A 24,885-nucleotide genomic window follows, 5' to 3' on the forward strand; every position below is an offset into this window, starting at 1 on the left:
CACACGATAAACGGATCAAACGGCACAAACGGGAAACACGCTTGCACCTCACGTGGCGTGAGGCCCGACCGTGGAGCACGGAAGAGGGGAGCGGAAGTGAACTACTCGGTGGGACAGGTCGCGGGCTTCGCCGGTGTCACGGTGCGCACGCTGCACCACTACGACGACATCGGCCTGCTCGTCCCGAGCGAACGCAGCCACGCGGGCCACCGGCGCTACAGCGACGCCGACCTCGACCGGCTGCAGCAGATCCTGTTCTACCGGGAGCTCGGCTTCCCCTTGGAGGAGGTCGCCGCCCTGCTCGACGATCAGGCCACCGGAAAGGCAGACCCGCGCGTGCACCTGCGCCGCCAGCACGAACTGCTGACCGCCCGGATCGAGAAGCTGCGGAAGATGGCGGCGGCCGTGGAGCACGCCATGGAGGCACGCACGATGGGACTCAACCTCACGCCCGAGGAGAGGTTCGAGGTCTTCGGGGACAACGACCCGGAGCAGTACGCGCAGGAAGTGGAGGAGCGCTGGGGCGGCACCGACGAGTACGCCGACTCGCAGCGCCGCACCGCGAGCTACACCAAGGAGGACTGGAAGCGCATCCAGGCCGAGGCCGCCGACTGGGGCGAGCGCTACGGCGCCCTGATGGCGGCGGACGAGCCGCCCACCGGCGAGGCGGCCATGACCCTGGCGGAGGAGCACCGGCAGCACATCTGCACGTGGTTCTACGAGTGCTCCTACGAGATCCACCGCTGCCTCGGCGACCTGTACGTCTCCGACGAGCGGTTCAAGGCGTTCTACGAGGTGCTGCGCCCGGGCCTCGCCGAGCACCTGAGGGACGCGATCGTCGCGAACGCGGCACGCCACACCGCCTGACCCCCGGCCCGGGAGTGCCTCACTCCCGGGTCAGGACCACCGCCGTGCCGTACGCGCACACCTCGGTGCCGACGTCCGCCGCCTCCGTCACATCGAAGCGGAACGCCAGAATCCCGTTGGCGCCACGCGAGCGCGCCTGCTCGACGAGCCGCTCCATCGCCTGGTTGCGGGTCTGCACCAGCGTCTTGGTGAGACCGCGCAGCTCGCCGCCGACCATCGACTTCAGCCCGGCACCGATCTGGCTCCCCACGTGCCGGGAGCGCACGGTCAGGCCGAAGACCTCGCCGATCACCTCCCGCACGTGGTAGCCGGGTACGTCGTTCGTGGTGACGACGAGGACCTCGGGGTCCGGGCCCTGTCCGCCGCCGTATTCATCGATGCCCATGCTTCACAGCTTTGACCGGGGCCGGGCACAGTGCATCCTGAGTACGCCCATGGAACCTGGGCCAAGACGGCTGCGTTGATACTTTGAAGCAGTCAGCCCCCGCCCGTACCCCCCAGCAGCAGGAGCCACATCCCCGTGACCACGCTTGCGCTCGGCCCCGAGTGGCTCAGCCCGGACTATCTGATCTCGACGTTCAGCCTGCCCGGCATCCTGCTCATCGTCTTCGCGGAGTCCGGGCTCTTCGCGTTCCTGCCGGGTGACTCCCTGCTGTTCACGGCGGGCCTCTTCGTGGCCGAGGGCACCTACATCACCCAGCCGCTGTGGCTGGTCTGCACGCTGATCGTGCTCGCCGCCGTCATCGGCGACCAAGTGGGCTACATGATCGGCAAGTTCCTGGGCCCGAAGCTCTTCAACCGTCCCAACTCCAAGCTCTTCAAGCAGGAGAACCTGGACAAGGCCCACGAGTTCATGGAGAAGTACGGCCCCAAGGCGATCGTCCTGGCCCGCTTCGTCCCCATCGTGCGCACCTTCGCCCCCATCGTGGCCGGCGCCGGCCGCATGCAGTACCGCACGTTCCTCACGTACAACGTCATCGGCGGCATCGCCTGGGGCACCGGCGTCACCCTCGCGGGTTACTGGCTCGGCCAGATCGGCTTCATCAAGAAGAACGTCGAGTCGATCCTCATCCTGATCGTCCTGCTCTCCGTCGTCCCGATCATCATCGAGTACCTGCGCGACCGCTCGAAGAAGAAGCGCGCGGCGGCCGAGGCCCCCGAACAGCGGCAGCAGCAGCCCCCCGCCATGGACGACGCGACGACCCAGCTGCGCCGCATCACCCCCGACGACCAGCAGCCGCAGCAGCCCACCTACGGCAACCAGAACGGCTACGACGACCAGCAGTACTACAGCCAGTACCCGCAGAGCCCGGGTTACGGCCACCAGCAGCAGAGCGGTCACCAGCAGCCCGCCCCGGGCTACGGCCACCCGCAGCAGGGCGGCGGACAACAGCAGCCCGCCCCGGACTACGGCCGTCAGCAGGGCGGCCCCCAGCAGCCCGCCCCCGGCTACGGCCACCAGCAGGGCGGCCCCCAGCAGCCGTACAACGGCGGTTACTGAACCGCGGACCCCTCCACCCGTCCCACCGGCCCGAGGCCGCCGAACGTGCTAGAAACCCCTGGTGCGCTTGGCGGCCCGCCGCTTTTCCGCGGACCCGATCCGCAGGAACATCCGGGAGATCTCCGACCCGAGGTTCACCCCGATGGCGATGGCCATGGCGAGCGCCACCGCCTTCGACAGCGACACCAGCCCCTCGTCCACCTCGTTCTGCGCGATCGCCAGCAGCCCGAAGTACGTCGCGGAACCCGGCAGCAGGGGCCCGATCGCCGCCGTCGTGTAGGGCAGGGCGGAGGCGAACTGATACCGGGACAGCAACTGCCCGAACAGCCCCACCAGCCCCGCAGCCGCCGCCGTGGACGCCACCGGCGAGATGTCCCCCACGTAGTGCATCGCGCCGTAGACGACCCACGCGACACCGCCGTTCAGCGTCACCCACATCACGGTGGATCGTTCCTGCTGGAGCAGCACCGCGAACGCCAGTGACAGCAGCATCGACGCGCCGATCATCATCAACGGGTCGTCGGAGGCCCCGAGCGCCTGGTCGGGGTTGAGCCGCGCCCCCAGCTGCACGCCGAAGTACAGCACCAGCAGCACACCCGCGACGATGCCGACGAAGAAGTACATGACCTCCAGCAGACGCGCGGACGCGGTGATGTAGAAGCCGGTCAGACCGTCCTGCACACCGGCTACCAGCGCCCGCCCGGGCAGCAGTGCGAACAGCCCACCGGTGATCACCGCCGACGCCTTCACGTCGACGTGGGCCAGCGTCAGGGCGATCCCGATCGCGGCCGGCGGCGTCGCGGCCACGGTGAACTGGTAGAACTCCGGCAGCCCACGCCCCGCGCACAGCCACGCCAGCCGGTCACCGAGCATCGCGCCCAGCGCCGCGGCGACGAACACGATCAGGTCGCCGCCCACGAGTACGGAGGCCGCACCGGCCAGCAGCCCGCTCGCACCGGTGAGCGCCCAGCCGGGGTAGGGGTGCCGGTTACGGCGGATCTCCGCCAGCCGCCGGTAGGCCTCCTCCAGGGAGACGGCCGTCTCGTGGTCACTGAGGTCGTCCACCAGCTGGTACACCGCCGCCAGCCGCGTGTAGTCGGTGCCCCGGCGGCGCACGGTCCGCGACGCCGTGACCGGGTCGTCGACCAGGGACGGCTGGTACGAGATCGCCAGCAGGGTGAAGGTGACGTTGGGCTCGCAGCGGTCCAGGCCGTAGGACCGGCAGACGGCGAACATCGCCGCCTCCACGTCCTCGGCGCCCTCACCGCCCGCCAGCAGCAGCTCGCCGATACGCAGCGTCAGGTCGAGCACACGGGGCACCGCGGGCCCACTGTCGTCGGTGCCGCGCTGGATCGCCTCCGGCGCCGGCCGTTCCGCCACCGGCATGCGCAGCATCGTGCGCATCCGGTCCTGCCAGGGCACGTCCTTGGTCAGGCTGACCACGGGAATGCCGCTCGGCGGTGTGAAGGCCGACGGGGCGTGCTTCGAGCTGTACGTGCTCGGCGGGGTGAAAGCCGACCCCTCCTGCTCCACCGGGGGCGCCGCGTGGACGTCCAGCCCGCGCGGCACGGCGAACTCGGAGGTCGTGTCGGACTCCGCGCCGGCCGTTCTGTGCAGGGCCAGCCCCTCGGGGATCGCGAACTCCGACGTCGTCGACATGTCCCCGTCGACGCCGGTCCCGGCCGGGGGCAGAAACCCACTCCTCGCCTCGTCCGACCTCGGTTTGCGGTCCTCCGCGTCCGTCACTGCCTGGCGCTCCCTGTACGACACGTCAGCCTCGTACCCCCCACAGCCTCAGTATGCGCACACACGGACGAACGGGCCGCACACGCAGGCGTGCGGCCCGTCAGCATCAGGAGAGGAGGTCAGTGACCGCCCTGGTCCTTGAACCGCTTGTAGGACCGCTCGATCTCGGCCTCGGCTTCGGTGCGGCCCACCCAGTCGGCGCCCTCGACCGACTTGCCGGGCTCCAGGTCCTTGTAGACCTCGAAGAAGTGCTGGATCTCCAGGCGGTCGAACTCCGACACGTGGTGGATGTCCCGCAGGTGCTCCACGCGCGGGTCCGTCGACGGCACGCACAGCAGCTTGTCGTCGCCGCCGGCCTCGTCCGTCATGCGGAACATGCCGATCGCGCGGCAGCGGATCAGACAGCCCGGGAACGTCGGCTCGTCGAGGATGACCAGCGCGTCCAGCGGGTCGCCGTCCTCGCCGAGGGTGTTCTCGACGAAGCCGTAGTCGGTCGGGTAGGCGGTCGAGGTGAAGAGTCGCCGGTCCAGGCGGATACGACCGGTCTCGTGGTCCACCTCGTACTTGTTGCGCGAACCCTTCGGAATCTCGATCGTGACGTCGAACTCCACCGGTGGCTCCTCCATGATCAACACATAGTTCTGGTGATTAAGTGTCCCTCACGCAGGTGTGTGATCGCGAAAGGGGCTGGTGGTCGTGCCAGAGCTGAGGCCTTGGCGGGCCGCGAAACCGCACGTGGTGCGGCTCGCGGATGCCGTACGACCGCACCTGGCCCGGGCCGCAGCAGCCACGAAACCACAGCTCGCGCGGCTCGCACGAGCCGGGAAACCGCAGGTCGCGAAGGTCGCGCGGCCGAAGACCTGGCAGTACACCGCAGGCGCCGCCACCGCCGGACTCGCACTGACCGCCGGTGTGGTGACCGCCGCCGGTCCCTGGGACTCCTCGGGTCAGCGTACGGCGGAGCGGGACCGGGCAGTGGCCCTGGGCCGCGCGGGTGGCGCAGATCACGGCAGCGCCCCCGGCACACCCGGCCGGCCCCGGCCCGCCCCCAGCGCCGGACCCGTGCTGACCGGCCTCGGCGGCGTCAGCACCGTGAAGTCCGCCCCGGACGGCAAGGCCCTGGCGGACGCCCTGCGCCCCCTGCTCGAGGACCCGGCCCTCGGACCCCGGCCCGCCGCGGCGGTCATGGACGTGACCACCGGACGGCGCCTGTTCGGCTCCGGCGCGGGCACCGGGCTCACCCCGGCCTCCACGACGAAGGTCGCCACGGCCGTCGCCGCGCTGTCCGCGATGGGCCCCGACCGCCGCCTCACCACCCGCGCCGCGCTGGAGCCCGACACGAAGGAAGTCGTCCTGGTCGGGGGCGGTGACCCCACGCTCACCGCCCGGGAGAAGGCCGAAGGCGCGGCGAGTCTGCGCGCCCTGGCCGCCCGGACGGCCGCCGCTCTCGCCGACCGGGGCGTGCGCGAGGTGACCCTCTCCTACGACACGACCCTCTACGCGGGCGACGAAAAGCACCCGATCGGGGACAACCCCAACCTCGCACTCGTCAGCCCCCTGATGGCCGACGAAGGCCGCACGAACGACTCGGCGAGCGGCCCGGCCGAGCGCGTGAAGGACCCGGCGGCGGACGCGGCCCGCCGCTTCGGGGAGCTCCTGACGTCGCACGGCATCAGGACCAAGGCCCCCGGCCCGTCCAAGGCCACGACCCGCGCCGAGACCCTCGCGGCCGTCTCCTCGCCCCCGCTCTCCGCCCTCGTCGAGCGCATGCTGACCAACAGCGACAACGACATCGCCGAGGCCCTCGCCCGCCAGACGGCGATCGCCACGGGCGAACGGGCCGACTTCGCCGGAGCCGGCCGGGCCATCGGCTCCCAGCTGCGCAAGCTCGGCCTGCCCTTGAAGGGAGCCGCCTTCAAGGACGGCAGCGGCCTCGACCGCGCCGACCGGCTGACCCCCGACCTCCTCACCGCGCTGCTCGCGAAAGCGGGCGACCCCTCCCACCCCGAGCTCCGCCCGGCCCTCACCGGCCTCCCCGTCGCCGGCTTCACCGGCACCCTGACCGCCCGCTACCGCGAGGGAGCGTCCGGTGTGGTCCGCGCCAAGACCGGCACCCTCTCCGGCGTCCACACCCTCGCGGGCACCCTGGTCGACGAGGACGGCCGCCTGCTGGCCTTCGCGTTCATGGCCTCCGGCACGGACCCCGGCAGACCGACAGCGTCCCAGCAGGCCCTGGACCGGATCGCGACGGCTCTGGCGGCGTGCGGCTGCAGGTGACGGTCGGGGCCGGGCGGTGGGTGGGTGCGGGTGACGGGGAGGCCGGTGAGGGTCGGGCGGTGTGTGGGTGCGGGTGACGGTGGGGGTCGGGCGGTGTGTGGGTGACGGTGGGGGCCGGGTGGCGTGTGTGGCTGCAGGTGACGGTGGGGGCCGGCCGGTGTGTGGCTGCAGTGACGGACGGGACCGGCCCGCCGGTGTGGCTCCGGCCGTCGCCGCCCTGCCCGAGCGGGCGGGCCTCACGTACGGTTGACGCATGACGAGCATCGGTGGTGCTTCAACCGGCATGGTCGACTGGAATCTCGCGGTCGCGACCGCGACCCGGCTCGTACGGCCGGGCCCCGAGGTCAGTCGCGACGAGGCCCGGGCCGTCGTCGCGGAGCTGCGCCGGCATGCCAAGGCCTCGGAGGTACACGTCCGGGAATTCACCCGTCTGGGCACCGAGGAGGGGCACGACACCCCCGTCCTCGTCGTCGACCGGCCGGGCTGGATCCGGGCGAACGTCGCCGGGTTCCGGGAGATCCTCCGGCCCCTGCTCGACAAGATGCAGGAACGGCGCGGTGACAGCCCGGGAGGCGCGGTCATGAGCGCCGTCGGCGGCAAGGTCACCGGCGTCGAACTCGGCATGCTGCTGTCCTTCCTGGCCTCCCGGGTCCTCGGCCAGTACGAGACCTTCGCGCCCGCGGCCGGCGACCTCCCCTCCGGCGGTTCCCCCGGCGCACCGGGTGGCGGCAGGCTCCTGCTCGTCGCCCCGAACATCGTCCACGTGGAGCGCGAACTCGACGTCGACCCGCACGACTTCCGCCTCTGGGTCTGCCTGCACGAGGAGACGCACCGCACCCAGTTCACCGCCGTGCCCTGGCTGCGGGACCACCTGGAGGGTGAGATCCAGTCGTTCCTCCAGGAGACCGATGTCGACCCCATGACCGTCCTGGAACGCGTCCGGGAAGCCGCCCAGAGCCTCGCCGGGGGCCGCCCCGAGGCCGAGGAGGACGACGGCGGCCGCTCCCTCGTCGAGATCGTCCAGACCCCGGCCCAGCGCGAGATCCTCGGCCGTCTCACGGCCGTGATGTCCCTGCTGGAAGGCCACGCCGACTTCGTGATGGACGGCGTCGGCCCGTCCGTCGTGCCGAGCGTCGGGGAGATCCGCGAAAAGTTCCAGCAGCGCCGCGCCAAGGGCGCCTCCCGCCTGGACCTGGCCCTGCGCAAGCTGCTCGGCCTGGACGCCAAGCTCCGCCAGTACCGGGACGGCGAACGCTTCGTACGGGCCGTCGTCGACGAGGTCGGCATGGACGGCTTCAACCGCGTGTGGACCTCGCCCAACACCCTCCCCACCAAGTCGGAGATCGGCAAACCGGCGGACTGGGTCGCGCGGGTGCATCGCAGGGCCGAGTAGTGAACACCGCGGGAACGTCGTGAAGGGAAACCGGCCGACGGCAGGCGAACGCCCCTCCAATCACCCGTCCGAGGGACCGTGAGGCAGGGGTAGGCGTGCAATGCTCGGGGAACGGCCCGGTTCTGTCACCATCTACATACTCTGCGTGACCGGCACGCGGGCTCACCCCCCGAAAACTTCATGAAGGGAACCGGACATGGGTCCCCATCCTGCGGTCGCGGCGATACGCCTGGCGGTCCGCCGCGTCCTCCACGACCTCCTCACCGAACACCACCGCGCCCCCGCCGCGGTCCCGCACGCCCCTGCGCACGAGCTTCGCCCGTCCCCGCCGCTCGTGCTCGTGGCGTGCTCCGGCGGCGCCGACTCGATGGCCCTCGCCTCCGCCCTCGCCTTCGAGTCCCCCAAACTCGGCATCAGAGCGGGCGGCGTCACCGTCGACCACGGCCTCCAGACCGGCTCCGACCTTCGCGCCGCGGAGGTCGTCCAGCGTCTGCGCGAACTCGGCCTCGACCCCGTCGACTCCGTCGCCGTCACCGTCGGCCGCACCGGCGGACCCGAAGCCGCCGCCCGCGACGCCCGCTACGCCGCCCTCGACACCGCCGCGCAACGACACGGCGCCGCGGCGGTCCTGCTCGGCCACACCCGCGACGACCAGGCCGAAACCGTCCTGCTCGGCCTCGCCCGGGGCTCCGGCATCCGCTCCCTGTCCGGAATGGCCGCGGTCTCGGGGGCCGGCGGCCGTTACCGGCGCCCCTTCCTGGAACTCGACCGGCAGACCGCCCGCAAGGCCTGCATGGTCCAGTCCCTGCCCGTCTGGGACGACCCCCACAACGCCGACCCGGCCTACACCCGCTCCCGGCTCCGCCACGAGGGCCTGCCCGCACTGGAGAAGGCCCTCGGCAAAGGTGTCGTCGAGGCCCTCGCCCGTACGGCCCAGCTCTCCCGCGACGACGCCGACGCCCTGGACTCCTGGGCCGGCCAGGCCGAGGCCACCGTCCGCGACGCCGACGGGCTCCTGGAGTGCGCCAAGCTCTACGCTCTGCCGCCCGCCGTACGCCGCCGCATCCTGCGCCGGGCCGCCATCGCGGCCGGCGCGCCCGCCGGCTCGCTGTTCGCCCGCCACATCGAGGAAGTCGACCGGCTGATCACCGGCTGGCGCGGTCAGGGAGCCATCAACCTCCCCGGCAAGGTCGTGGCCCGGCGCCAGGGTGGCAGACTGGTGATTCGGCAAGGCTGAACCACGACCCCTCCCCGCAGCCGGCGGAGGGGCCGCTCGGCCGGTGGGACGACCGAAAGTGATGCGGGTGGACGCGAAAGACATGGGTGCCGACCTCGAGAAGGTGCTCATCACCAAGGAAGAGATCGACGCCAAGCTGGCCGAGCTGGCAGCGAAGATCGACGCGGAGTACGCGGGCAAGGACCTGCTGATCGTCGGAGTCCTCAAGGGCGCGGTGATGGTCATGGCCGACCTCGCGCGGGCGCTGTCCACCCCCGTCACCATGGACTGGATGGCCGTATCCTCGTACGGGGCGGGCACCCAGTCCTCCGGTGTGGTGCGGATCCTCAAGGACCTCGACACCGACATCAAGGGCAAGCACGTCCTGATCGTCGAGGACATCATCGACTCCGGCCTGACCCTGTCCTGGCTGCTCTCCAACCTCGGCTCGCGCGAGCCCGCCTCCCTCAAGGTGTGCACGCTGCTGCGCAAGCCCGAGGCCGCGAAGGTCGCCATCGACGTGGAATGGGTCGGTTTCGACATCCCCAACGAATTCGTCGTGGGCTACGGACTCGACTACGCCGAGAAGTACCGCAACCTCCCGTTCGTCGGTACGCTCGCGCCCCACGTGTACGGCGGCTGAAATTCCGGCCGGAGTGCCGTCACGGTGATCGGGAACCCCAGCGGGCTTCCCGCCGTTGGAGCAGGCGTAGGCGGATCGCCAGCTGTCCCACGCGGCTTCAGGTGACAATGCTGGGGTACCGTCCGAAGAACAGTCTTTATCAAACTCACTATGGCAGGAGGGACGGGGCGGCACCGCTCCGTATGGATGGACGTGAAGCGATACTTCCGTGGGCCGGTCATGTGGATCGTGCTGGCCGTCCTTGCCGTGGTCGTGTTGATGCAGGTCGTCGGCTCGTCCGGCGGCTACAAGACGGTGGACACCGGCCAGGTCGTCCAGGCGATCAACCAGAACAAGGTCGAGTCGGCCAAGCTCACCACCGGTGACGAGTCGATCATCAAGGTCACGCTCAAGGACGGCGTCAAGGTCGAGGACAGCTCGAAGATTCAGGCGAGCTACATCGGCACCCAAGGCGTCGACCTCGCCAACACGCTGCAGAACAAGTACCAGGACAAGCAGATCCCGGACGGCTACACGGTCTCGCCGTCCAAGCAGAACCCGTTCGTCGGCATCCTGCTCTCCCTGCTGCCCTTCGTGCTGATCGTGGTCGTGTTCCTGTTCCTGATGAATCAGATGCAGGGCGGCGGCTCCCGGGTCATGAACTTCGGGAAGTCCAAGGCGAAGCTCATCACCAAGGACACCCCCAAGACCACCTTCTCCGACGTCGCCGGATCCGACGAGGCCGTCGAGGAGCTCCACGAGATCAAGGAGTTCCTCCAGGAGCCGGCCAAGTTCCAGGCCGTCGGCGCCAAGATCCCCAAGGGCGTCCTGCTCTACGGGCCTCCCGGCACCGGCAAGACCCTGCTCGCGCGTGCCGTCGCGGGCGAGGCGGGCGTCCCCTTCTACTCGATCTCCGGTTCCGACTTCGTCGAGATGTTCGTCGGTGTCGGTGCCTCCCGAGTCCGAGACCTGTTCGAGCAGGCCAAGGCGAACGCCCCGGCGATCGTCTTCGTCGACGAGATCGACGCGGTCGGCCGCCACCGCGGCGCCGGCCTCGGCGGCGGTCACGACGAGCGCGAGCAGACCCTGAACCAGCTCCTCGTCGAGATGGACGGCTTCGACGTCAAGGGCGGCGTGATCCTCATCGCCGCGACGAACCGGCCCGACATCCTCGACCCGGCGCTGCTGCGCCCCGGCCGTTTCGACCGGCAGATCGCCGTCGACCGCCCGGACATGCAGGGCCGTCTGGAGATCCTCAAGGTCCACCAGAAGGGCAAGCCGGTCGCGCCCGACGTCGACCTGTCGGCCATGGCCCGCCGTACGCCCGGCATGACGGGTGCCGATCTGGCCAACGTGCTGAACGAGGCCGCCCTGCTGACGGCCCGCAGCGACAAGAAGCTGATCGACAACCACATGCTCGACGAGGCGATCGACCGTGTGGTCGCGGGCCCGCAGAAGCGGACCCGGATCATGTCGGACAAGGAGAAGAAGATCACCGCGTACCACGAGGGCGGGCACGCCCTGGTCGCGGCGGCTTCGCCGAACTCCGATCCCGTCCACAAGATCACGATCCTGTCGAGAGGCCGCGCCCTCGGCTACACGATGGTGCTGCCGGACGAGGACAAGTACTCGACCACGCGCAACGAGATGCTGGACCAGCTGGCCTACATGCTGGGCGGCCGCGCGGCCGAGGAGCTCGTCTTCCACGACCCGACCACGGGTGCCGCCAACGACATCGAGAAGGCCACGGGCCTGGCCCGCGCGATGGTCACGCAGTACGGCATGACCGAGCGTCTCGGCGCGATCAAGTTCGGTGGCGACAACACCGAGCCCTTCCTCGGCCGTGAGATGTCTCACCAGCGCGACTACTCGGAAGAGGTCGCCGCGCTCGTGGACGAAGAGGTCAAGAAGCTCATCGAGACCGCGCACAACGAGGCCTGGGAGATCCTGGTCGAGAACCGCGACGTCCTCGACAACCTCGTGCTGCAGCTGCTGGAGAAGGAGACGCTGGGCAAGGAGCAGATCGCCGAGATCTTCGCCCCGATCGTCAAGCGTCCGCCCAGGCCCGCCTGGACCGGCTCCTCCCGCCGCACGCCGTCCACCCGTCCGCCGGTCCTCTCCCCCAAGGAGCTGGCCCTGACGAACGGCGCGAACGGCGCGACGCCGGCCATCTCCACCGCGAAGAGCACCGCGGCGGAGCCCGCCCCGGCGCCCGAGCGGACCCCGGAGGACCGCCCCGAGAGCTGACCTGAGCTCTCCCGGCGGACCACCGCCCCGGAATGGATGCCGCGCCCCCCAGGTTTTAGCCTGGGGGGCGCGGCTTTTCGCCATTTCCGCAGGCCGCCCCGTGAAGAACACAGGAACGAGGCAGCAGATGACCGACCCCGTGGCGCTGGACGGCGACGGCCAGATCGGCGAGTTCGACGAGAAGCGCGCCGAGAACGCCGTACGCGAACTCCTGATCGCGGTCGGCGAGGACCCGGACCGCGAGGGCCTCCGAGAGACGCCGGCGCGGGTGGCGCGGGCGTACAGGGAGATATTCGCGGGGTTGTGGCAGCAGCCGGAGGACGTGCTGACCACGACGTTCGACCTCGGGCACGACGAGATGGTGCTCGTGAAGGACATCGAAGTCCTGAGCTCCTGCGAACACCACCTCGTGCCGTTCGTCGGCGTTGCGCACGTCGGCTACATTCCGTCGGTCGAAGGCAAGATCACAGGCCTGTCGAAGCTGGCTCGCCTCGTGGACGTCTATGCCCGGCGCCCACAGGTGCAGGAGCGACTCACCACGCAGATCGCCGACTCCCTGATGCAGATCCTGGAGCCGCGTGGCGTGATCGTCGTCGTCGAGTGCGAGCACATGTGCATGTCGATGCGCGGGGTCCGCAAACCGGGTGCGAAAACGATCACCTCGGCGGTCCGAGGTCAGCTTCGTGATCCGGCGACCCGTAATGAGGCCATGAGCCTGATCATGGCGCGCTGACGGTCTGCGTCAGACCGTCGGCGCCACCCCCGTGCCGTCGTTCTCGTCGTCCTCGGGGAGTTTGCAGACACGTTCCAGGAAGATCGCTGCCGCTATGACGCCGATGCCCGCGAGGACGGAGAAGCCGGCGTAGATGGCCTGGTCGCGGCGGGCGGGGATGTCGAGGGATTCCAGGAGGAAGACGCCGGTGCCGCCGTACATGCCGGCCACGAGGGCGGCGACCAGGGCGCTGGCGTGGCCGAAGACGACCGCGCGGGCCGCCATGAGGGGGTCGACCCCCTTCGCCTCGGGGCGGCGCTCGCGCTGGGCCTTGAGACGGGCGCGGATGGAGAGCGCCGTGGCCAGCAGGACCACGGCGATCACGGCCAGGACGATGGGGGCGGCCAGCGGGACGCTCGGGAGCGTGCCGACCGAGTTCCACAGGCGGGCGCCCGCCCAGGACAGGATTCCGGCCACGACGAAGACGCCGGCCAGCACCCGGATACGCAGCTCTCTCACGGTGTCCCTTCGGTTCCCCCGGCTTCCGGCCCGGTTCGCGGCCGTCTTGACCTTAACGGCTACTCGGGCAGCCGGAGTTCCAGGTCCTGGCGGGGCGCGACCCCGGTCCGGGTGACGGCGTCGAGGAGACCGGCGACGGGACCGCGGCCGGGCAGCTGCGCCTCGGGATCCAGGTCGTGCCACGGGGCCAGGACGAAGGCGCGCTCGTGGGCGCGCGGGTGGGGGAGGGTGAGCTGCGGGTCGTCGGAGACGACGTCGGCGTAGGAGACGATGTCGACGTCGAGGGTGCGGGGGCCCCAGTGCTCGTCCCGGACGCGGTGGAAGGCCTCTTCGACCGCGTGCGCGCGCTCCAGGAGCGAGGACGGCGGAAGGGTGGTCTTGAGGACCACGACGGCGTTGAAGTAGGCGGGCTGGCTGCCGGGGTCCACGCCCCAGGGCTCGGTCTCGTAGACCGGGGAGACGCCCTTGACGCGGACGCCGGGCGTGTCCTCCAGAGCGTCGATGGCTCCCTGGAGGGTCTCCAGGCGGTTGCCGAGGTTGGAACCGAGGGCGACCACGGCCCGTTTGGGGTTGGACAGGGTCGTGTCGGCGGCGTCGACCTTCTCGACGACGGAGGCGGGCACCGGCTGAACGGTCGGGTCGGTCGGACCCTTGAGGAAGGGCGCGGTCATACTCGGCTCCGGGTGATGGTGACGGTCACGTCGTCGAAGGGGACGGTGATCGGGGCGTCCGGCTTGTGGACGCAGACCTCGACCTCCTGCACTCCCTCGTGCTTCAGACAGGCCTGGGCGATGCGCTCGGCGAGCGTCTCGATGAGGTCGACGGGCTCGCCCTGGACGACGGCCACGACCTCCTCCGCCACGATGCCGTAGTGCACGGTCTTCGCCAGGTCGTCGTCGGCCGCGGCCGGTCGGGTGTCCAGGCCGAGGACGAGGTCCACGATGAAGGTCTGGCCCTCCGCGCGTTCCTCGGGGAACACGCCGTGGTGCCCGCGGGCCTTCAGGCCGCGCAGCGCGACACGATCCACGCGAATCACTCCTGCAATCGTCGGGTCGGGGCCGGTGGGTGCCGTGTGCGGTCGGCACACCGGCCTCGGTCGAATCTACCTGCGCGCACAGGCGGGCCCGGGCCACGGGGTGGGGGCGGCGGCCGGGCCCGGCAGGGTTCATCCAGCGTTTCCCCTGGGGAACCCGTCGGTGCACAGGTTGGTAGCCGCCCCTACCCGGGCGTAGGTGATTCCAACCACTCCTGGCGCGTACCCACTCAGGCGGGGGTGTCGTCCTGCTCGTCCTCGTCTGTTTCCGCCAGGACCGGAGAAGCGTGGTGCGACCAGATCTTCCACCCCTGGGGCGTGCGCCGGAACACGTTGGTGGCGACCACGAGCTGTCCGACGAGCGGGCCGAGCTCCTCGCCGGCGCCCTCCGGTGCGGGGCCTCCGCTGAGGATGTTCTCCGTGCAGGTCACCAGGGCGGTGTCGCCGGTGACCGAGACGTGCACGTCGGTCAGGAAGAACTGGATGTAGTCGGTGTTCGCCATGATCAGCGCGTACGACCTGAGGACCTCGCCGCGGCCGGTGAGCACGGGCCAGCCGGGATGCACGCAGGAGACCACGCCAGTGTCGGCCGGGTCGTGGTACGTCTCGTCGACGCCCAGGTCGGAGGGGGTCAGCCAGAGCGACGCCAGCTCCTCGAAGTCGCCCTGCTCCAGTGCCTCGTAGAAGGCGGTGTTGGCGGCTTCGACCTGTTCGACGTCGGTGTGCGGGGCGCTCACCGGGCTCCTTCTGCGCCGGTGCGTGCTCCTTCGATGGCACGGGCGACCCGTACGGCGTCCGCGGTGGCCCGCACCTCGTGGACGCGGACCGCCCAGGCGCCGGCGTGCGCCGCGAGCGCGGAGACGGCCGCGGTGGCCGCGTCGCGTTCGCGTGCGGGCGGCGGGGGACCGTCGGGGCCGGCGAGGACCCGGCCGAGGAAGCGTTTGCGGGAGGCGGCGACGAGCAGCGGGTGGCCGAGCGCGAGGACCCGGTCGAGGCCCGCGAGGAGGGCGAGGTCGTGCTCGGCGTCCTTGGAGAAGCCGAGACCGGGGTCGACGATGACCCGGTCGGGGGCGATGCCGCCGGCCAGGACGGCCTCCACGCGCGCGTGCAGTTCGTCGACGACCTCGGTGACGACGTCGGCGTACTCGCCCCTGACGTTGCCGCCCTGGAGGAAGCCGCGCCAGTGCATGACGACGAAGGGGGCGCCGGCGTCGGCGACGGCCGGGATCATGCGGGGGTCGGCGAGGCCGCCGCTGACGTCGTTGACGAGGGCGGCACCGGACGCGAGGGCCCGTTCGGCGACGGAGGCGCGCATGGTGTCGACGGAGACCGTGACGCCTTCGGAGGCCAGGCCGCGGACGACGGGGATGACGCGCCGCAGCTCCTCGTCCTCGTCGACCCGGGTGGCGCCGGGGCGGGTGGACTCGCCGCCGACGTCGACCAGGTCCGCGCCCTCGGTGACCAGGCCGAGGCCGCGTTTGACGGCGGCCGTGGTGTCGAAGAAGCGGCCGCCGTCGGAGAAGGAGTCGGGGGTGACGTTCACGACTCCCATGACCGCGCAGCGGTCCCGTTCCGGTAGGCCCGCCACGCGCCCGCGTCCGCTCTGGTTGCTCATATGTTCAGCGTAGGCCCCGACGGGGGCCGTCCGGCGCTGCGGCCCGGGTGACGGCCCCGGGCGGGGCGGGGTCACGCCGCACGGACGTCCCGTTCCGCCGGGGTGCCGTGGGCGCAGGGGCGGGGGGTGGCCAGGCGCCGGCGGCGCAGGAAGCGCGGCAGGGGCAGGGCGAGACGGACGAAGCCCTCGGCCTGCATGGCGGCGAAACCGATCCGGGGCAGGTCGGCGGGGGCCCGGTAGACGACGAAGCGCGGTTCCCAGCGCGGCTGGAACTTGGCGTTGAACTTGTAGAGGGACTCGATCTGGAACCAGCGGGAGAGGAAGACCAGCAGTCCGCGCCAGGCGCGCAGCACCGGGCCGGCGCCGATCTTCTCGCCGCGGGCCAGCGCCGCGCGGAACATGGCGAAGTTGAGGGAGACGCGTGCGATGCCGAACCGGGGGGCGGCCTGGAGGGCGGCCACGATGAGCAGCTCGTTCATGCCGGGGTCGGCCGAGCGATCGCGGCGCATCAGGTCCAGGGAGGCGCCGTCGGTGCCCCACGGCACGAAGTGCAGGATCGCCTTCAGGTCGCCGTAGGGGCCCGGGAGGTCGTCCTGCTTGTGGGCGGTGGCGATCAGGCAGTCGCCGTCGGCGGGGTCGCCGACGCGGCCGAGCGCCATGGAGAAGCCGCGTTCGGTGTCGGTGCCGCGCCAGTCCTCCGCGGCGCGTCGGATGCGCTCCAGCTCCACCTCGCCGAGGTCACGGACACGTCGGACCCGGGTCTCGTAACCGGCGCGCTCGATGCGCTTGACCATCTGGCGCACGTTGCGCATCGCGCGGCCGGCGAGGGAGAAATCCGCGACGTCCACCACCGCCTCGTCGCCCAGTTCGAGGGCGTCGAGCCCGGTCTCGCGGGTCCACACCTCGCCACCGGTCTCGGAGCAGCCCATGACGGCGGGGGTCCAGGAGTGGGTCCTGGCCTCGTCCATGAAGCGTTCGATGGCGCCGGGCCAGGCCTCGACGTCGCCGATCGGGTCGCCGCTGGCGAGCATCACGCCGGAGACGACACGGTAGGTCACCGCCGCCTTGCCGCTGGGGGAGAAGACGACGGCCTTGTCGCGGCGCAGCGCGAAGTGGCCGAGGGAGTCGCGGCGCCCGTGCTTCTCCAGCAGGGCGCGCAGCATGGCCTCGTCCTCCTCGGTGAGCTGCGCGGCCGGGTGTTCGGGGCGGAAGGCCAGGTAGATGGTGGTGACGGCGGTGAGCAGACCGAGGGCGCCGAGCGAGAAGGCGACGGTCCAGGAGGTGTCGCCCCGGTAGTCGACCGGGCCTTCGAAGCCGAACAGGCCGTAGATGACGTGGGTGATGCGGTCGGCGAGACTGGGGTCGCCGATGATGCGGCCGCTGTTGACGCTGACGACGAGCAGTCCGAGCGTGAGCGAACCGGCGCTCATGAGCACGAAGTTGGCGAGGGCCTTCCACCGGCTGCGCGGGTCGGGCAGGGCGTTGAACTGGTCGCGGTGGCGCAGCAGGGGCGCCAGCAGTACCAGGGAGATCAGCACGCCCACGAGCGAGTGCCGGTAGGTGAACTGCGCGACGGCACCGGCGGGCAGCAGCGCCACCGCGGCCCGCCAGGCCCGGCGCTTGGCGCGTTTGAGGCCGTGGGCGAGCAGCAGCAACAGCACGCCGGCGCTGAGCGACAGGGCGGCCGCGAACGGGCCGAGCGCGCCGGGCAGGACCTCGGCGATGGCATGCATCCTGCTGTGCCGGAAGCGGGGGAAGACGCCCGCGGCGATGTCCAGGACGCCCACCAGGGCGCAGGCTCTGCCGACGAGGACGGGAACGGCCTCGGGGCGTGGCCCGCGCGGTATCCGGCTCAGCCGGCCCGGACGGGCCGCACCGCTGCTGCGACGCGGAACCTCACCCGACATTTCCTCATCTGTCCTGACAGACATCGCATCCCGTAGTTCTGCGAGAGACCTTGGATCCGGTGCCGATTCGGGCATCCGGCGACATTGCGCCCTCTAGGACGGTGTCTCGGGGAGAGAGGTTCACTCCCCACGTCAAAGCCGTTTCAAAGACCGAGGAAAGTCCGGCACAAGCCCTTGCGAAGGTGTGAGGGGCAGGGGGCCGGACGGAGAGCGCGGACAGGTGACCGACCCATGGGGCTGACGAGCAACGAGGTGCTGGCGCTGGCCGTGCTGTCCGCCGTGCTGCTGTTCACCGGCACGGTCTGGCTGTGGCCACGGCTGGCCCGGCGCAGCCTGCGTGCCGTGAGCGGGCGGGTCGCCCTGCTGCTGGGCACCCAGGTGGCGCTGTTCGCCGCGGTGGGCCTGGCCGCCAACCAGTCCTTCGGGTTCTACGCGAGCTGGGCGGACCTGTTCGGGCAGGAGAAGGACCAGGGCGTGGTCGTCGACCACCTGCGGGGCGGGGGCCCGTTGGAGGTGGTCGGCTCGCGCCGGGTGCCGGGGGCGGGCTCTGCGCTGCCGCAGGCCGGCGGCCGGATCCAGCAGGTCGACATCGTGGGCCGTACGACGCGCATCGCCACGCCCGCGTACGTCTATCTGCCGCCGGAGTACTTCCAGCCCCGGTACCGCACCCACCGGTTTCCCACCGCCGTCGTGCTGACGGGTTATCCGGGTACGGCGTCGGCGCTGGTGGAGAAGCTCCGCTATCCGCGTACGGCTCTGGAACTGGCCCGGGCGGGCCGGGCGAAGCCGATGATCCTCGTGATGCTGCGGCCCACGGTGGCGCCGCCCAGGGACACGGAGTGCGTCGACATCCCGGGCGGTCCGCAGACCGAGTCGTTCTTCGCGAAGGATCTCCCCGACGCGTTGCGCACGCACTACAGGGTGACCGAAAAGCCGGGCGGTCTGGGCATCATCGGCAACTCCACGGGGGGTTACTGCGCGTTGAAGATCGCCCTGCACCATCCCGGTGTGTACGGAGCCGGGGCCGGCCTGTCGGCTTACTACAAGGCGCCGATCGACGCCACGACAGGCGATCTCTTCCAGGGCGACAAGGCGCTTCGCAATCGCGCGGACCTGCAGTGGTACCTCGCTCACGAGCCCGCTCCCGATACCTCCCTGCTGGTGAGCAGCAGCAAGCAGGGAGAGCCCAACTACAAGGACACGCTGAGGTTCATCGAGCGGGTGGAGGGCACCGGGCGGACGCGGATCTCGTCGATCATCCTCGAAAGCGGCGGGCACAACTTCAACACCTGGCGGCGCGAGATTCCGGCGGCGCTGGAGTGGATGAGCGGGCGGCTGATCGAGCCCTGAGAATGATCTTGGGAATTGGTTGAGCGGTCGATTCCGGTTGTTCCCGAGTTCTGAAGTGGTGTGAACGTTTCGGTGTGGCTTTGTTTTTGCGGGGTGGGTCACCATGATTCGCCTACGCGCGGTAAGTTTCTGGCCATGCCACGTGGACGTCACCGCCATTCCCCGCCCCTGCACAGGATGCTGCCCCCGTCGGCGATCGCAGGCGTCTCCCTCGTCTGCGCCCTGGGGCCCTGGGTGTTCACGGAGCCGATGGTGCTCCGCGGTCTGGCCGCCGCCGCCGCGGCGACGGCGGTCATCGGCGCGGTCGTGCTGCGCCGTTGGGACACCCAGGCGGGCAAGCGCGTCGCCGACCTCACGCGCGCGCGGGCGAGCGACGAGTGGCGCTTCGAGGAGCGCGTGGCCGAACTGGAGGCCGACCTCGAGGAGTCGCGCGAGCTGCGCGGGAAGCTGGAGCAGCGGCTGCGTGCCAAGCGCACGGAACTGGCCGGACTGCGCAACGAGCACGCCGCGCTGCTGCGCCGGTACGCCACGGCGGAGGCGGAACGCGCGAGCGTTCTGGAGGATCGCCGGGTCCTCGAGATAGAGGCGACGGCTCCGGCCCGGGCCGCGCTGCCGGCGGGGGCGTCGGACGCGGTGGAGGCTTCGCCGGAGCCGGACGAGGCACCTGCCGCACCTGCCGCTCTTGCCGCCGAGGAGCAGCCCGCTGTCCCCGCCGTCTTCTCGCCGGAGGGCTCCCGGCTGTTCCTGCGGGCCGCCGCCGCGCTCGCCCGGTTCGACGGTGAGACGGTTCCGGACCCGGACGGCGGCGGCGACGGTGACGGCGTGCCGAAGGGCGAGGACGAGGACACGGGCGAGGACGCCGAGGCCGCGCCGGAGCGGGAGCAGGCGGAGCGGAGGGAGCAGGCGCGGGAGGACGAGGCACAGGAGCGGTCCGAGGCGGCCGAGGGCCACGAGCGCGCAGCAGCCGAAACGGCCGTTCCGGCGGCTGGAACCTCCGCGTCGGCGGCTGGAACCTCCGTGTCTGCGGCTGGGGCTTCCGCGGGGGTGGGCGGGACTTCCGTGCCGGCGGCCGGGGTTTCTTCCGCGCAGGCCGGCGAGACCGAGGCAGGGCAACTCCCGGAGCCCGCACGGCCCGAGCAGTCGGCCCGGACCGAACAGTCCGTCGGCCCCGAGCAGTCGGACCGGGCCGAGCCCGCACGGTCCGGGCGGTCCGGGCGGTCCGAGCGGTCCGCCCGGACCGAACAGCCCATCGCCCCCGAGCAGCCCGTCGCCCCCGAGCAGTCCGCCCGGGCCGAGCAGTCCGCCCGGGCCGGGCAGCCCGTCGGCCGGCTCCCCGGGCACTACACCGTGCCGACCGCCGTGGCCGTCCCGCCGCAGTCGCCGGTGCGGCGTCCGCCGGCCGGGGACGGGTTCGACTTCTTCGGCACGAAGGCCGGTACGTCCCGGGCGGCCCTGGAGGCCGTGCAGAACGAGGACCTCGCCGATGTCGTCGGCCAGGAGGCGCTCGCCCTGCACAAGGCCGAGACCGAGGCCCGCTACAAGCCGGCCGACGAGGAGTCGCGCGGCATCGGCCAGGTCATCGACCTGACGGCGCACGACGAGACCGAGCAGATCGACGTACAGGGACTGCGCAGCGCGGTGTCCTGAGGCCTGGAGGCCTGTGGTGACGAAGTGCCCCCGGCTACGGCCGGGGGGCACTTCGCTGTTCGACCGTCACGCCATCCAGCGGTCGGGTCGCGCGTCCCGGCGTCCCGTCCGGGACCGCTCCGCCTGTGCCGCCAGCAGTTCGCGCGCCTCACCGGCGTCCCGCAGCCGGGCCCGCACCGTCTTGTTCGCGCCCGTGTCCACACACACGTCGGCGACGCCCCGGGCCCGCTCCCACGGCCCCTGCGTCATCCGCACGCTCTGCACCTTCGCGTGCGGCACCAGCGCCAGACTCCGTCGCAGCAGCCCGGACCGGGCCGCGAACACCGCGTCCGTGACGGCGAGTCCGTACCCGCGCCACCACAGCGGCACGCACCAGCGGGCGCCGCGCGGCGCCGGTGACAGCGCCGCGGGCCCCGGCACGCTCACCCCCGGAAGCACGCGCGCGACGACGTCCTCGGCGATCTCGCGCGGAGCGACCGGAACCAGTACGGAGTTGGACGAACCGGCCACGTCCAACTCCACCCGCACCCAGCCGCGCCGCCGCCACAGCAGCGGTTCCACGATCCGCACGGTCTGCACGCGCCCCGGCGGCACCGTCTCGTGGGCCCGGTCCAGCAGCCCGTGGTCGATGCGCAGCCCGTCGGGTGACTCGCCCACCGTCCAGTCGTACTCGGCGACGAACCGTCCCACGCTGCTCGCGCCCGCCGCGCCCAGCAACGGCAGGGCGACCGCGAGTACTGTCCACAGGCTGTGGGTGACCAGCCACAGCACCGGCGGGACGACGAGCGCCGCGGCCAGTGACATCCAGGTGGCGCCCGTCAGCACCAGCGACAGGGCGAGCACGCCGGGCGGTACCCGCAACAGCCGCCGGGACGGGGCCTCGCCGACCTCGTGCGCGGTCTCGGGTGCGAAACCGGCCGCCCTGGCGAGCAGTTCGGCCCGCAGTGTCCGTGCCTCGTCCGCGCCGAGGAAGGCCAGCTCGTCCTTCTTGTCGGTGCCTATGACGTCGAGTTTGAGCTTGGAGACGCCCGCGACCCGGGCCAGCAGCGGCTGGGTGATGTCGATGGCCTGGATCCGCTCCAGGCGGATGTGCGCGGTGCGGCGGAAGACGAGCCCGGTGCGGATGCGCAGTTCGCTCTCGGTCACCGCGAAGTGCGTGAACCACCAGGAGCAGAAGCCGTAGAGGGCGGCGGCCGGGACGAGCACGGCGAGGCCGATCAGCAGCGTGGTCGTGGTCAGCCGGGTCAGATGGCGCTGCGCCCCGTCGGGGTCGTGCACGGCCCAGCCGATGAGCACGGCGACCGGTGCCCAGGCGCGGCGCAGCGGTGTGACGGGGTGCAGCCGCCGCTCGGTCACCTCGGCGGCGGCCTCTGAGGCCTCGGCGGCCTCCGGCGTCGTCACAGCCCCGCCGACCGGGCTTCGCCCAGCTCGGTGAGCCGGTCGCGCAGCCGCTCCGCCTCGGCCGGGTCCAAGCCCGGGATGGTCGCGTCGGTGGCCGCGGCGGCCGTGTGCAGCTGCACGCTGGCCAGCCCGAAGTGCCGCTCGACGGGCCCGGACGTGACCTCGACCAGCTGCATCCGCCCGTACGGCACGACCGTCTCCTCGCGCCACAGCACGCCCCGGCTGATCAGCAGGTCGTCGGCCCGTTCGGCATACCGCCAGGAACGCCAGTTGCGCTCGATCATCACCCAGCCCCAGGCCAGCACGGCCAGCGGCGGCAGGGCGAAGGCGGCCCAGGCGGGACCGGCCAGCAGCCCCGGCAGCAGCCCGGCGGCCAGGGCGATCAGCCCGAACCACACGACCAGCAGCAGCCTGCGCATCTTCAGCAGGCCGGGCGGCAACGCGATCCACACCGGCTCGCCCCCGGCCGCCTCGACCGTGCCCTGTGCCCCGTCCGGTCCCGCCTCGTGCGGACTCCCCGTATCCATGGGGCCAGCGTACGTAGGAGAGACTGTGTCCATGACTCCTACGACGGAGACCATGGTCGGAATCGGCGGCGCCGCGGAGAGCACCGACATGGTGCTCAACATCGGACCGCAGCACCCGTCCACCCATGGCGTGCTGCGGCTGAAGCTCGTCCTGGACGGCGAGCGCATCAGGCGGGCGGAGCCGGTGATCGGCTACATGCACCGCGGCGCGGAGAAGCTGTTCGAGGCGCGCGACTACCGCCAGATCATCATGCTCGCCAACCGGCACGACTGGCTGTCGGCGTTCTCCAACGAGCTGGGCGTGGTCCTCGCCGTGGAGCGGATGCTCGGCATGGAGGTACCCGAGCGCGCGGTGTGGCTGCGCACGCTGCTCGCCGAGCTGAACCGGGTGCTCAACCACCTCATGTTCCTCGGCTCGTACCCGCTGGAGCTCGGCGGGATCACCCCGATCTTCTACGCCTTCCGGGAGCGCGAGGAGCTCCAGCACGTCATGGAGGAGATCTCCGGCGGGCGGATGCACTACATGTTCAACCGCGTGGGCGGCCTCAAGGAGGACCTGCCGGCCGGGTGGACCACGCGCGCGCGTACCGCGGTCGCCGACGTGCGCTCCCGGATGGACCGCTTCGACGACCTGGTGCTCGGAAACGAGATCTTCCGGGGCCGCACCCGGGGCGTCGGCACCCTCACGCCGGAGGCCGTGCAGGCGTACGGCGTGAGCGGGCCGATCGGGCGGGCCTCGGGCGTCGACTTCGACCTGCGCCGGGACGAGCCGTACCTCGCCTACGGCGAGCTGGGCGACGTCCTGAAGGTGGTCACCCGGCAGGAGGGCGACTGCCTCGCCCGCTTCGAGTGCCTCCTGGAGCAGACGCACAACGCGCTGGACCTGGCCGACGCCTGCCTCGACCGGCTGGCCGAGCTGCCGCCCGGGCCGGTCAACCAGCGGCTCCCGAAGGTCCTGAAGGCACCCGAGGGCCACACGTACGCGTGGACCGAGAATCCCCTCGGCATCAACGGCTATTACCTCGTCAGCAAGGGCGAGAAGACCCCGTACCGGCTGAAGCTGCGCTCGGCGTCGTACAACAACATCCAGGCGCTGACGGAGCTGCTGCCGGGGACGCTGGTCGCGGACATGGTGGCGATCCTGGGGTCGATGTTCTTCGTGGTCGGGGACATCGACAAGTAGGGGCTCACCCCGGGGGACGAGCAGGGGCTCACGCCGGGGACGAGCAGTGGTTCAGGCCGGGGACGAGCAGTGGTTCAGGCCGGGGACGAGCAGCGGCTCACCCCGCGGACGAGCAGCGGCTCACCCCGCGAACGGGTCAGGGATCCCGACCGGCTGCACCAGCCAGCCGAAGTCGCCGAGACCGCCCGCCGCGGTGAGCTCGGCGGCCTCACCGGCGCTCGCGAGGGCGCGTACATATGCGGCGGGGTCGGTGGAGGCCAGCGCGAGCCGGGGGCGTGCGCCGGTCACGTCCAGGGCGTGCAGTGCCTCGCGCTGGGGGAGCACGCGTCCGCCGGGCAGGGCGCACGCGTCCAGGGCGACATGGGCCGTGATGTCGCAGGAGCCGTCCGGGACGGGTGTGGTCTCGCGGCCTTCCCGGAACCCGGTGAGCGTGCCGAACGGCGGGCGGGTGTCCGCCGTGTGCGCGTAGTCCACGGCCACGGCGAGCCCCCGCCGGAGCGTCGCGACCGCCGCGTCCCAGGCCTCGTCCCGGGGCAGACCGATCTCGGCGCGCAGTCCCTCCTCGCCGGGCAGCGGCCACCACCGCTCCAGCCACCGCGCCGACGCCCCGCCCACCGGCTCCCCGAGCCGCTCGGTTCCGTCTTCGCGGACCATGACCAGGCGCGCGACGCCCGCGGCGTCCACCTCCGCGACCTCCACGGGCACGTTGTCCAGCCACTCGTTGGCGAACAGCAGCCCGGTCGTCCCTTCCGGGGGCGCGGCCAGCCACTCGATCCGGTGATCGAGCCCCGCGGGCCGCTCGGCGATCTCGACGGCGTACGCGCGGGTACGCGCCGCCACGTCGGCGGGGAGCGCGGCGAGCACCCCGCTCGTCAGCTCACCCCGCCCGGCCGCCATGTCGACGAAGTCCAGCACCGCGGGCCGCCCCAGCGCCTGGTCGACCCGGCACAGCAGCCGGGCCACGGCCCCCGCGAACAGCGGCGACGTGTGCACGGACGTCCGGAAATGCCCGGCCGGGCCCTCCACGCGCCGGTAGAAGCCCCCCGGCGCGTACAGAGCGTCCTGCGCCGCCGCACGCCACCCGCGCCACTCGTGCCACTCGTCCCTCGTCCCTGCCGTCAC

At 71.6% G+C, this 24,885-nt stretch carries 23 protein-coding genes; 11 read left to right on the forward strand and 12 right to left on the reverse strand.

The window, feature by feature from the left end:
• Positions 1–96 precede the first annotated feature (96 nt).
• The gene (locus ACZ7EG_RS13850; RefSeq protein ID WP_471076828.1) at positions 97–867 is read left to right on the forward strand and encodes a MerR family transcriptional regulator; all 771 of its coding nucleotides are present in this window, start codon (positions 97–99) and stop codon (positions 865–867) included.
• Between the two features lie 19 nt (positions 868–886).
• Here the strand turns inward: ACZ7EG_RS13850 and ACZ7EG_RS13855 are convergent, their stop codons facing one another.
• Positions 887–1,252, reverse strand: coding sequence for a YbjQ family protein (locus ACZ7EG_RS13855; RefSeq protein WP_471076831.1), 366 nt, complete (start codon positions 1,250–1,252; stop codon positions 887–889).
• A 135-nt stretch (positions 1,253–1,387) separates the two neighbouring features.
• On the opposite strand from ACZ7EG_RS13855, the gene ACZ7EG_RS13860 reads away from it, so the two are divergent.
• Positions 1,388–2,368 (forward strand): DedA family protein, encoded by a 981-nt coding sequence (locus ACZ7EG_RS13860; RefSeq protein ID WP_471076834.1) that lies wholly within the window; start codon positions 1,388–1,390, stop codon positions 2,366–2,368.
• Positions 2,369–2,416: 48 nt separating this feature from the next.
• Here the strand turns inward: ACZ7EG_RS13860 and ACZ7EG_RS13865 are convergent, their stop codons facing one another.
• Positions 2,417–4,114: a threonine/serine exporter family protein gene (locus ACZ7EG_RS13865; RefSeq protein ID WP_471076837.1), complete on the reverse strand. Its 1,698-nt coding sequence runs from the start codon at positions 4,112–4,114 to the stop codon at positions 2,417–2,419.
• 119 nt (positions 4,115–4,233) lie between these two features.
• On the reverse strand, positions 4,234–4,725 hold the full coding sequence (locus ACZ7EG_RS13870; protein WP_003975424.1) for an inorganic diphosphatase: 492 nt from the start codon (positions 4,723–4,725) through the stop codon (positions 4,234–4,236).
• Positions 4,726–4,804: 79 nt separating this feature from the next.
• Between ACZ7EG_RS13870 and dacB the strand changes: the two genes are divergently transcribed.
• From dacB to folE, 6 genes are all read left to right on the forward strand, one after another.
• Positions 4,805–6,391 (forward strand): D-alanyl-D-alanine carboxypeptidase/D-alanyl-D-alanine endopeptidase, encoded by a 1,587-nt coding sequence (dacB, locus tag ACZ7EG_RS13875; RefSeq protein WP_471076840.1) that lies wholly within the window; start codon positions 4,805–4,807, stop codon positions 6,389–6,391.
• Positions 6,392–6,644: 253 nt separating this feature from the next.
• A complete protein-coding gene (locus ACZ7EG_RS13880; RefSeq protein ID WP_471076843.1) occupies positions 6,645–7,784 on the forward strand; it encodes a zinc-dependent metalloprotease in 1,140 nt (379 codons plus the stop codon).
• 196 nt (positions 7,785–7,980) lie between these two features.
• Positions 7,981–9,021, forward strand: a complete 1,041-nt coding sequence (tilS, locus tag ACZ7EG_RS13885; protein ID WP_471076846.1) for a tRNA lysidine(34) synthetase TilS — start codon at positions 7,981–7,983, stop codon at positions 9,019–9,021.
• A 61-nt stretch (positions 9,022–9,082) separates the two neighbouring features.
• Complete coding sequence (gene hpt / locus ACZ7EG_RS13890) at positions 9,083–9,643, forward strand: hypoxanthine phosphoribosyltransferase (protein WP_030845937.1); 561 nt, start codon at positions 9,083–9,085, stop codon at positions 9,641–9,643.
• A 186-nt stretch (positions 9,644–9,829) separates the two neighbouring features.
• The gene (gene ftsH / locus ACZ7EG_RS13895; protein ID WP_471076849.1) at positions 9,830–11,869 is read left to right on the forward strand and encodes an ATP-dependent zinc metalloprotease FtsH; all 2,040 of its coding nucleotides are present in this window, start codon (positions 9,830–9,832) and stop codon (positions 11,867–11,869) included.
• 127 nt (positions 11,870–11,996) lie between these two features.
• A complete protein-coding gene (gene folE / locus ACZ7EG_RS13900; RefSeq protein WP_471076852.1) occupies positions 11,997–12,602 on the forward strand; it encodes a GTP cyclohydrolase I FolE in 606 nt (201 codons plus the stop codon).
• A gap of 9 nt (positions 12,603–12,611) precedes the next feature.
• On the opposite strand, the gene ACZ7EG_RS13905 is transcribed toward folE, so the two are convergent.
• The 6 genes from ACZ7EG_RS13905 to ACZ7EG_RS13930 form a co-directional block, all read right to left on the reverse strand.
• Entirely contained in the window at positions 12,612–13,100 is a 489-nt protein-coding gene (locus ACZ7EG_RS13905) for a DUF3180 domain-containing protein (RefSeq protein ID WP_352098759.1), read from the reverse strand.
• A 59-nt stretch (positions 13,101–13,159) separates the two neighbouring features.
• A complete protein-coding gene (gene folK / locus ACZ7EG_RS13910) occupies positions 13,160–13,771 on the reverse strand; it encodes a 2-amino-4-hydroxy-6-hydroxymethyldihydropteridine diphosphokinase (RefSeq protein ID WP_471076856.1) in 612 nt (203 codons plus the stop codon).
• The gene (gene folB / locus ACZ7EG_RS13915; protein ID WP_389976892.1) at positions 13,768–14,127 is read right to left on the reverse strand and encodes a dihydroneopterin aldolase; all 360 of its coding nucleotides are present in this window, start codon (positions 14,125–14,127) and stop codon (positions 13,768–13,770) included. The genes folK and folB overlap by 4 nt, the downstream gene beginning before the upstream one ends.
• A gap of 236 nt (positions 14,128–14,363) precedes the next feature.
• Positions 14,364–14,870: a nuclear transport factor 2 family protein gene (locus ACZ7EG_RS13920; protein ID WP_471076860.1), complete on the reverse strand. Its 507-nt coding sequence runs from the start codon at positions 14,868–14,870 to the stop codon at positions 14,364–14,366.
• Complete coding sequence (gene folP / locus ACZ7EG_RS13925) at positions 14,867–15,748, reverse strand: dihydropteroate synthase (RefSeq protein ID WP_362244304.1); 882 nt, start codon at positions 15,746–15,748, stop codon at positions 14,867–14,869. The genes ACZ7EG_RS13920 and folP overlap by 4 nt, the downstream gene beginning before the upstream one ends.
• Positions 15,749–15,819: 71 nt before the next feature.
• Positions 15,820–17,655, reverse strand: coding sequence for a phosphatidylglycerol lysyltransferase domain-containing protein (locus ACZ7EG_RS13930; RefSeq protein WP_471076864.1), 1,836 nt, complete (start codon positions 17,653–17,655; stop codon positions 15,820–15,822).
• A gap of 231 nt (positions 17,656–17,886) precedes the next feature.
• On the opposite strand from ACZ7EG_RS13930, the gene ACZ7EG_RS13935 reads away from it, so the two are divergent.
• Together ACZ7EG_RS13935 and ACZ7EG_RS13940 are read left to right on the forward strand one after the other, a co-directional pair.
• On the forward strand, positions 17,887–19,005 hold the full coding sequence (locus ACZ7EG_RS13935; RefSeq protein ID WP_471076867.1) for an alpha/beta hydrolase: 1,119 nt from the start codon (positions 17,887–17,889) through the stop codon (positions 19,003–19,005).
• A gap of 135 nt (positions 19,006–19,140) precedes the next feature.
• Positions 19,141–20,652, forward strand: a complete 1,512-nt coding sequence (locus tag ACZ7EG_RS13940; protein ID WP_471076870.1) for a hypothetical protein — start codon at positions 19,141–19,143, stop codon at positions 20,650–20,652.
• Positions 20,653–20,718: 66 nt separating this feature from the next.
• On the opposite strand, the gene ACZ7EG_RS13945 is transcribed toward ACZ7EG_RS13940, so the two are convergent.
• Both ACZ7EG_RS13945 and ACZ7EG_RS13950 read right to left on the reverse strand, forming a co-directional pair.
• A complete protein-coding gene (locus ACZ7EG_RS13945) occupies positions 20,719–22,053 on the reverse strand; it encodes a PH domain-containing protein (RefSeq protein WP_471076872.1) in 1,335 nt (444 codons plus the stop codon).
• Positions 22,050–22,580: a PH domain-containing protein gene (locus ACZ7EG_RS13950; protein ID WP_471076875.1), complete on the reverse strand. Its 531-nt coding sequence runs from the start codon at positions 22,578–22,580 to the stop codon at positions 22,050–22,052. The genes ACZ7EG_RS13945 and ACZ7EG_RS13950 overlap by 4 nt, the downstream gene beginning before the upstream one ends.
• A 31-nt stretch (positions 22,581–22,611) precedes the next feature.
• Here ACZ7EG_RS13950 and ACZ7EG_RS13955 point away from each other — a divergent pair, with 31 nt between their 5' ends.
• Positions 22,612–23,763 carry an NADH-quinone oxidoreductase subunit D gene (locus ACZ7EG_RS13955; protein ID WP_471076878.1) on the forward strand — a complete coding sequence of 384 codons (1,152 nt, stop codon included), beginning with the start codon at positions 22,612–22,614 and terminating at the stop codon, positions 23,761–23,763.
• Between the two features lie 120 nt (positions 23,764–23,883).
• Here ACZ7EG_RS13955 and ACZ7EG_RS13960 read toward each other — a convergent pair whose 3' ends face one another.
• Positions 23,884–24,885: an SAM-dependent methyltransferase gene (locus ACZ7EG_RS13960; protein ID WP_471076881.1), complete on the reverse strand. Its 1,002-nt coding sequence runs from the start codon at positions 24,883–24,885 to the stop codon at positions 23,884–23,886.

Source organism: Streptomyces sp. NPDC037100 (genome assembly GCF_055606225.1).

Excerpts from the sequence above, each read along its gene's own strand:
- ACZ7EG_RS13855 (WP_471076831.1), bottom strand. The coding sequence starts at position 1,252 with ATGGGCATCGATGAATACGGCGGCGGACAGGGCCCGGACCCCGAGGTC.
- ACZ7EG_RS13880 (WP_471076843.1), top strand. The coding sequence starts at position 6,645 with ATGACGAGCATCGGTGGTGCTTCAACCGGCATGGTCGACTGGAATCTC.
- tilS (WP_471076846.1), top strand. The coding sequence starts at position 7,981 with ATGGGTCCCCATCCTGCGGTCGCGGCGATACGCCTGGCGGTCCGCCGC.
- hpt (WP_030845937.1), top strand. The coding sequence starts at position 9,083 with ATGCGGGTGGACGCGAAAGACATGGGTGCCGACCTCGAGAAGGTGCTC.
- ftsH (WP_471076849.1), top strand. The coding sequence starts at position 9,830 with ATGGACGTGAAGCGATACTTCCGTGGGCCGGTCATGTGGATCGTGCTG.
- folE (WP_471076852.1), top strand. The coding sequence starts at position 11,997 with ATGACCGACCCCGTGGCGCTGGACGGCGACGGCCAGATCGGCGAGTTC.
- folK (WP_471076856.1), bottom strand. The coding sequence starts at position 13,771 with ATGACCGCGCCCTTCCTCAAGGGTCCGACCGACCCGACCGTTCAGCCG.
- folP (WP_362244304.1), bottom strand. The coding sequence starts at position 15,748 with ATGAGCAACCAGAGCGGACGCGGGCGCGTGGCGGGCCTACCGGAACGG.
- ACZ7EG_RS13930 (WP_471076864.1), bottom strand. The coding sequence starts at position 17,655 with ATGTCGGGTGAGGTTCCGCGTCGCAGCAGCGGTGCGGCCCGTCCGGGC.
- ACZ7EG_RS13935 (WP_471076867.1), top strand. The coding sequence starts at position 17,887 with ATGGGGCTGACGAGCAACGAGGTGCTGGCGCTGGCCGTGCTGTCCGCC.
- ACZ7EG_RS13940 (WP_471076870.1), top strand. The coding sequence starts at position 19,141 with ATGCCACGTGGACGTCACCGCCATTCCCCGCCCCTGCACAGGATGCTG.
- ACZ7EG_RS13950 (WP_471076875.1), bottom strand. The coding sequence starts at position 22,580 with ATGGATACGGGGAGTCCGCACGAGGCGGGACCGGACGGGGCACAGGGC.
- ACZ7EG_RS13955 (WP_471076878.1), top strand. The coding sequence starts at position 22,612 with ATGACTCCTACGACGGAGACCATGGTCGGAATCGGCGGCGCCGCGGAG.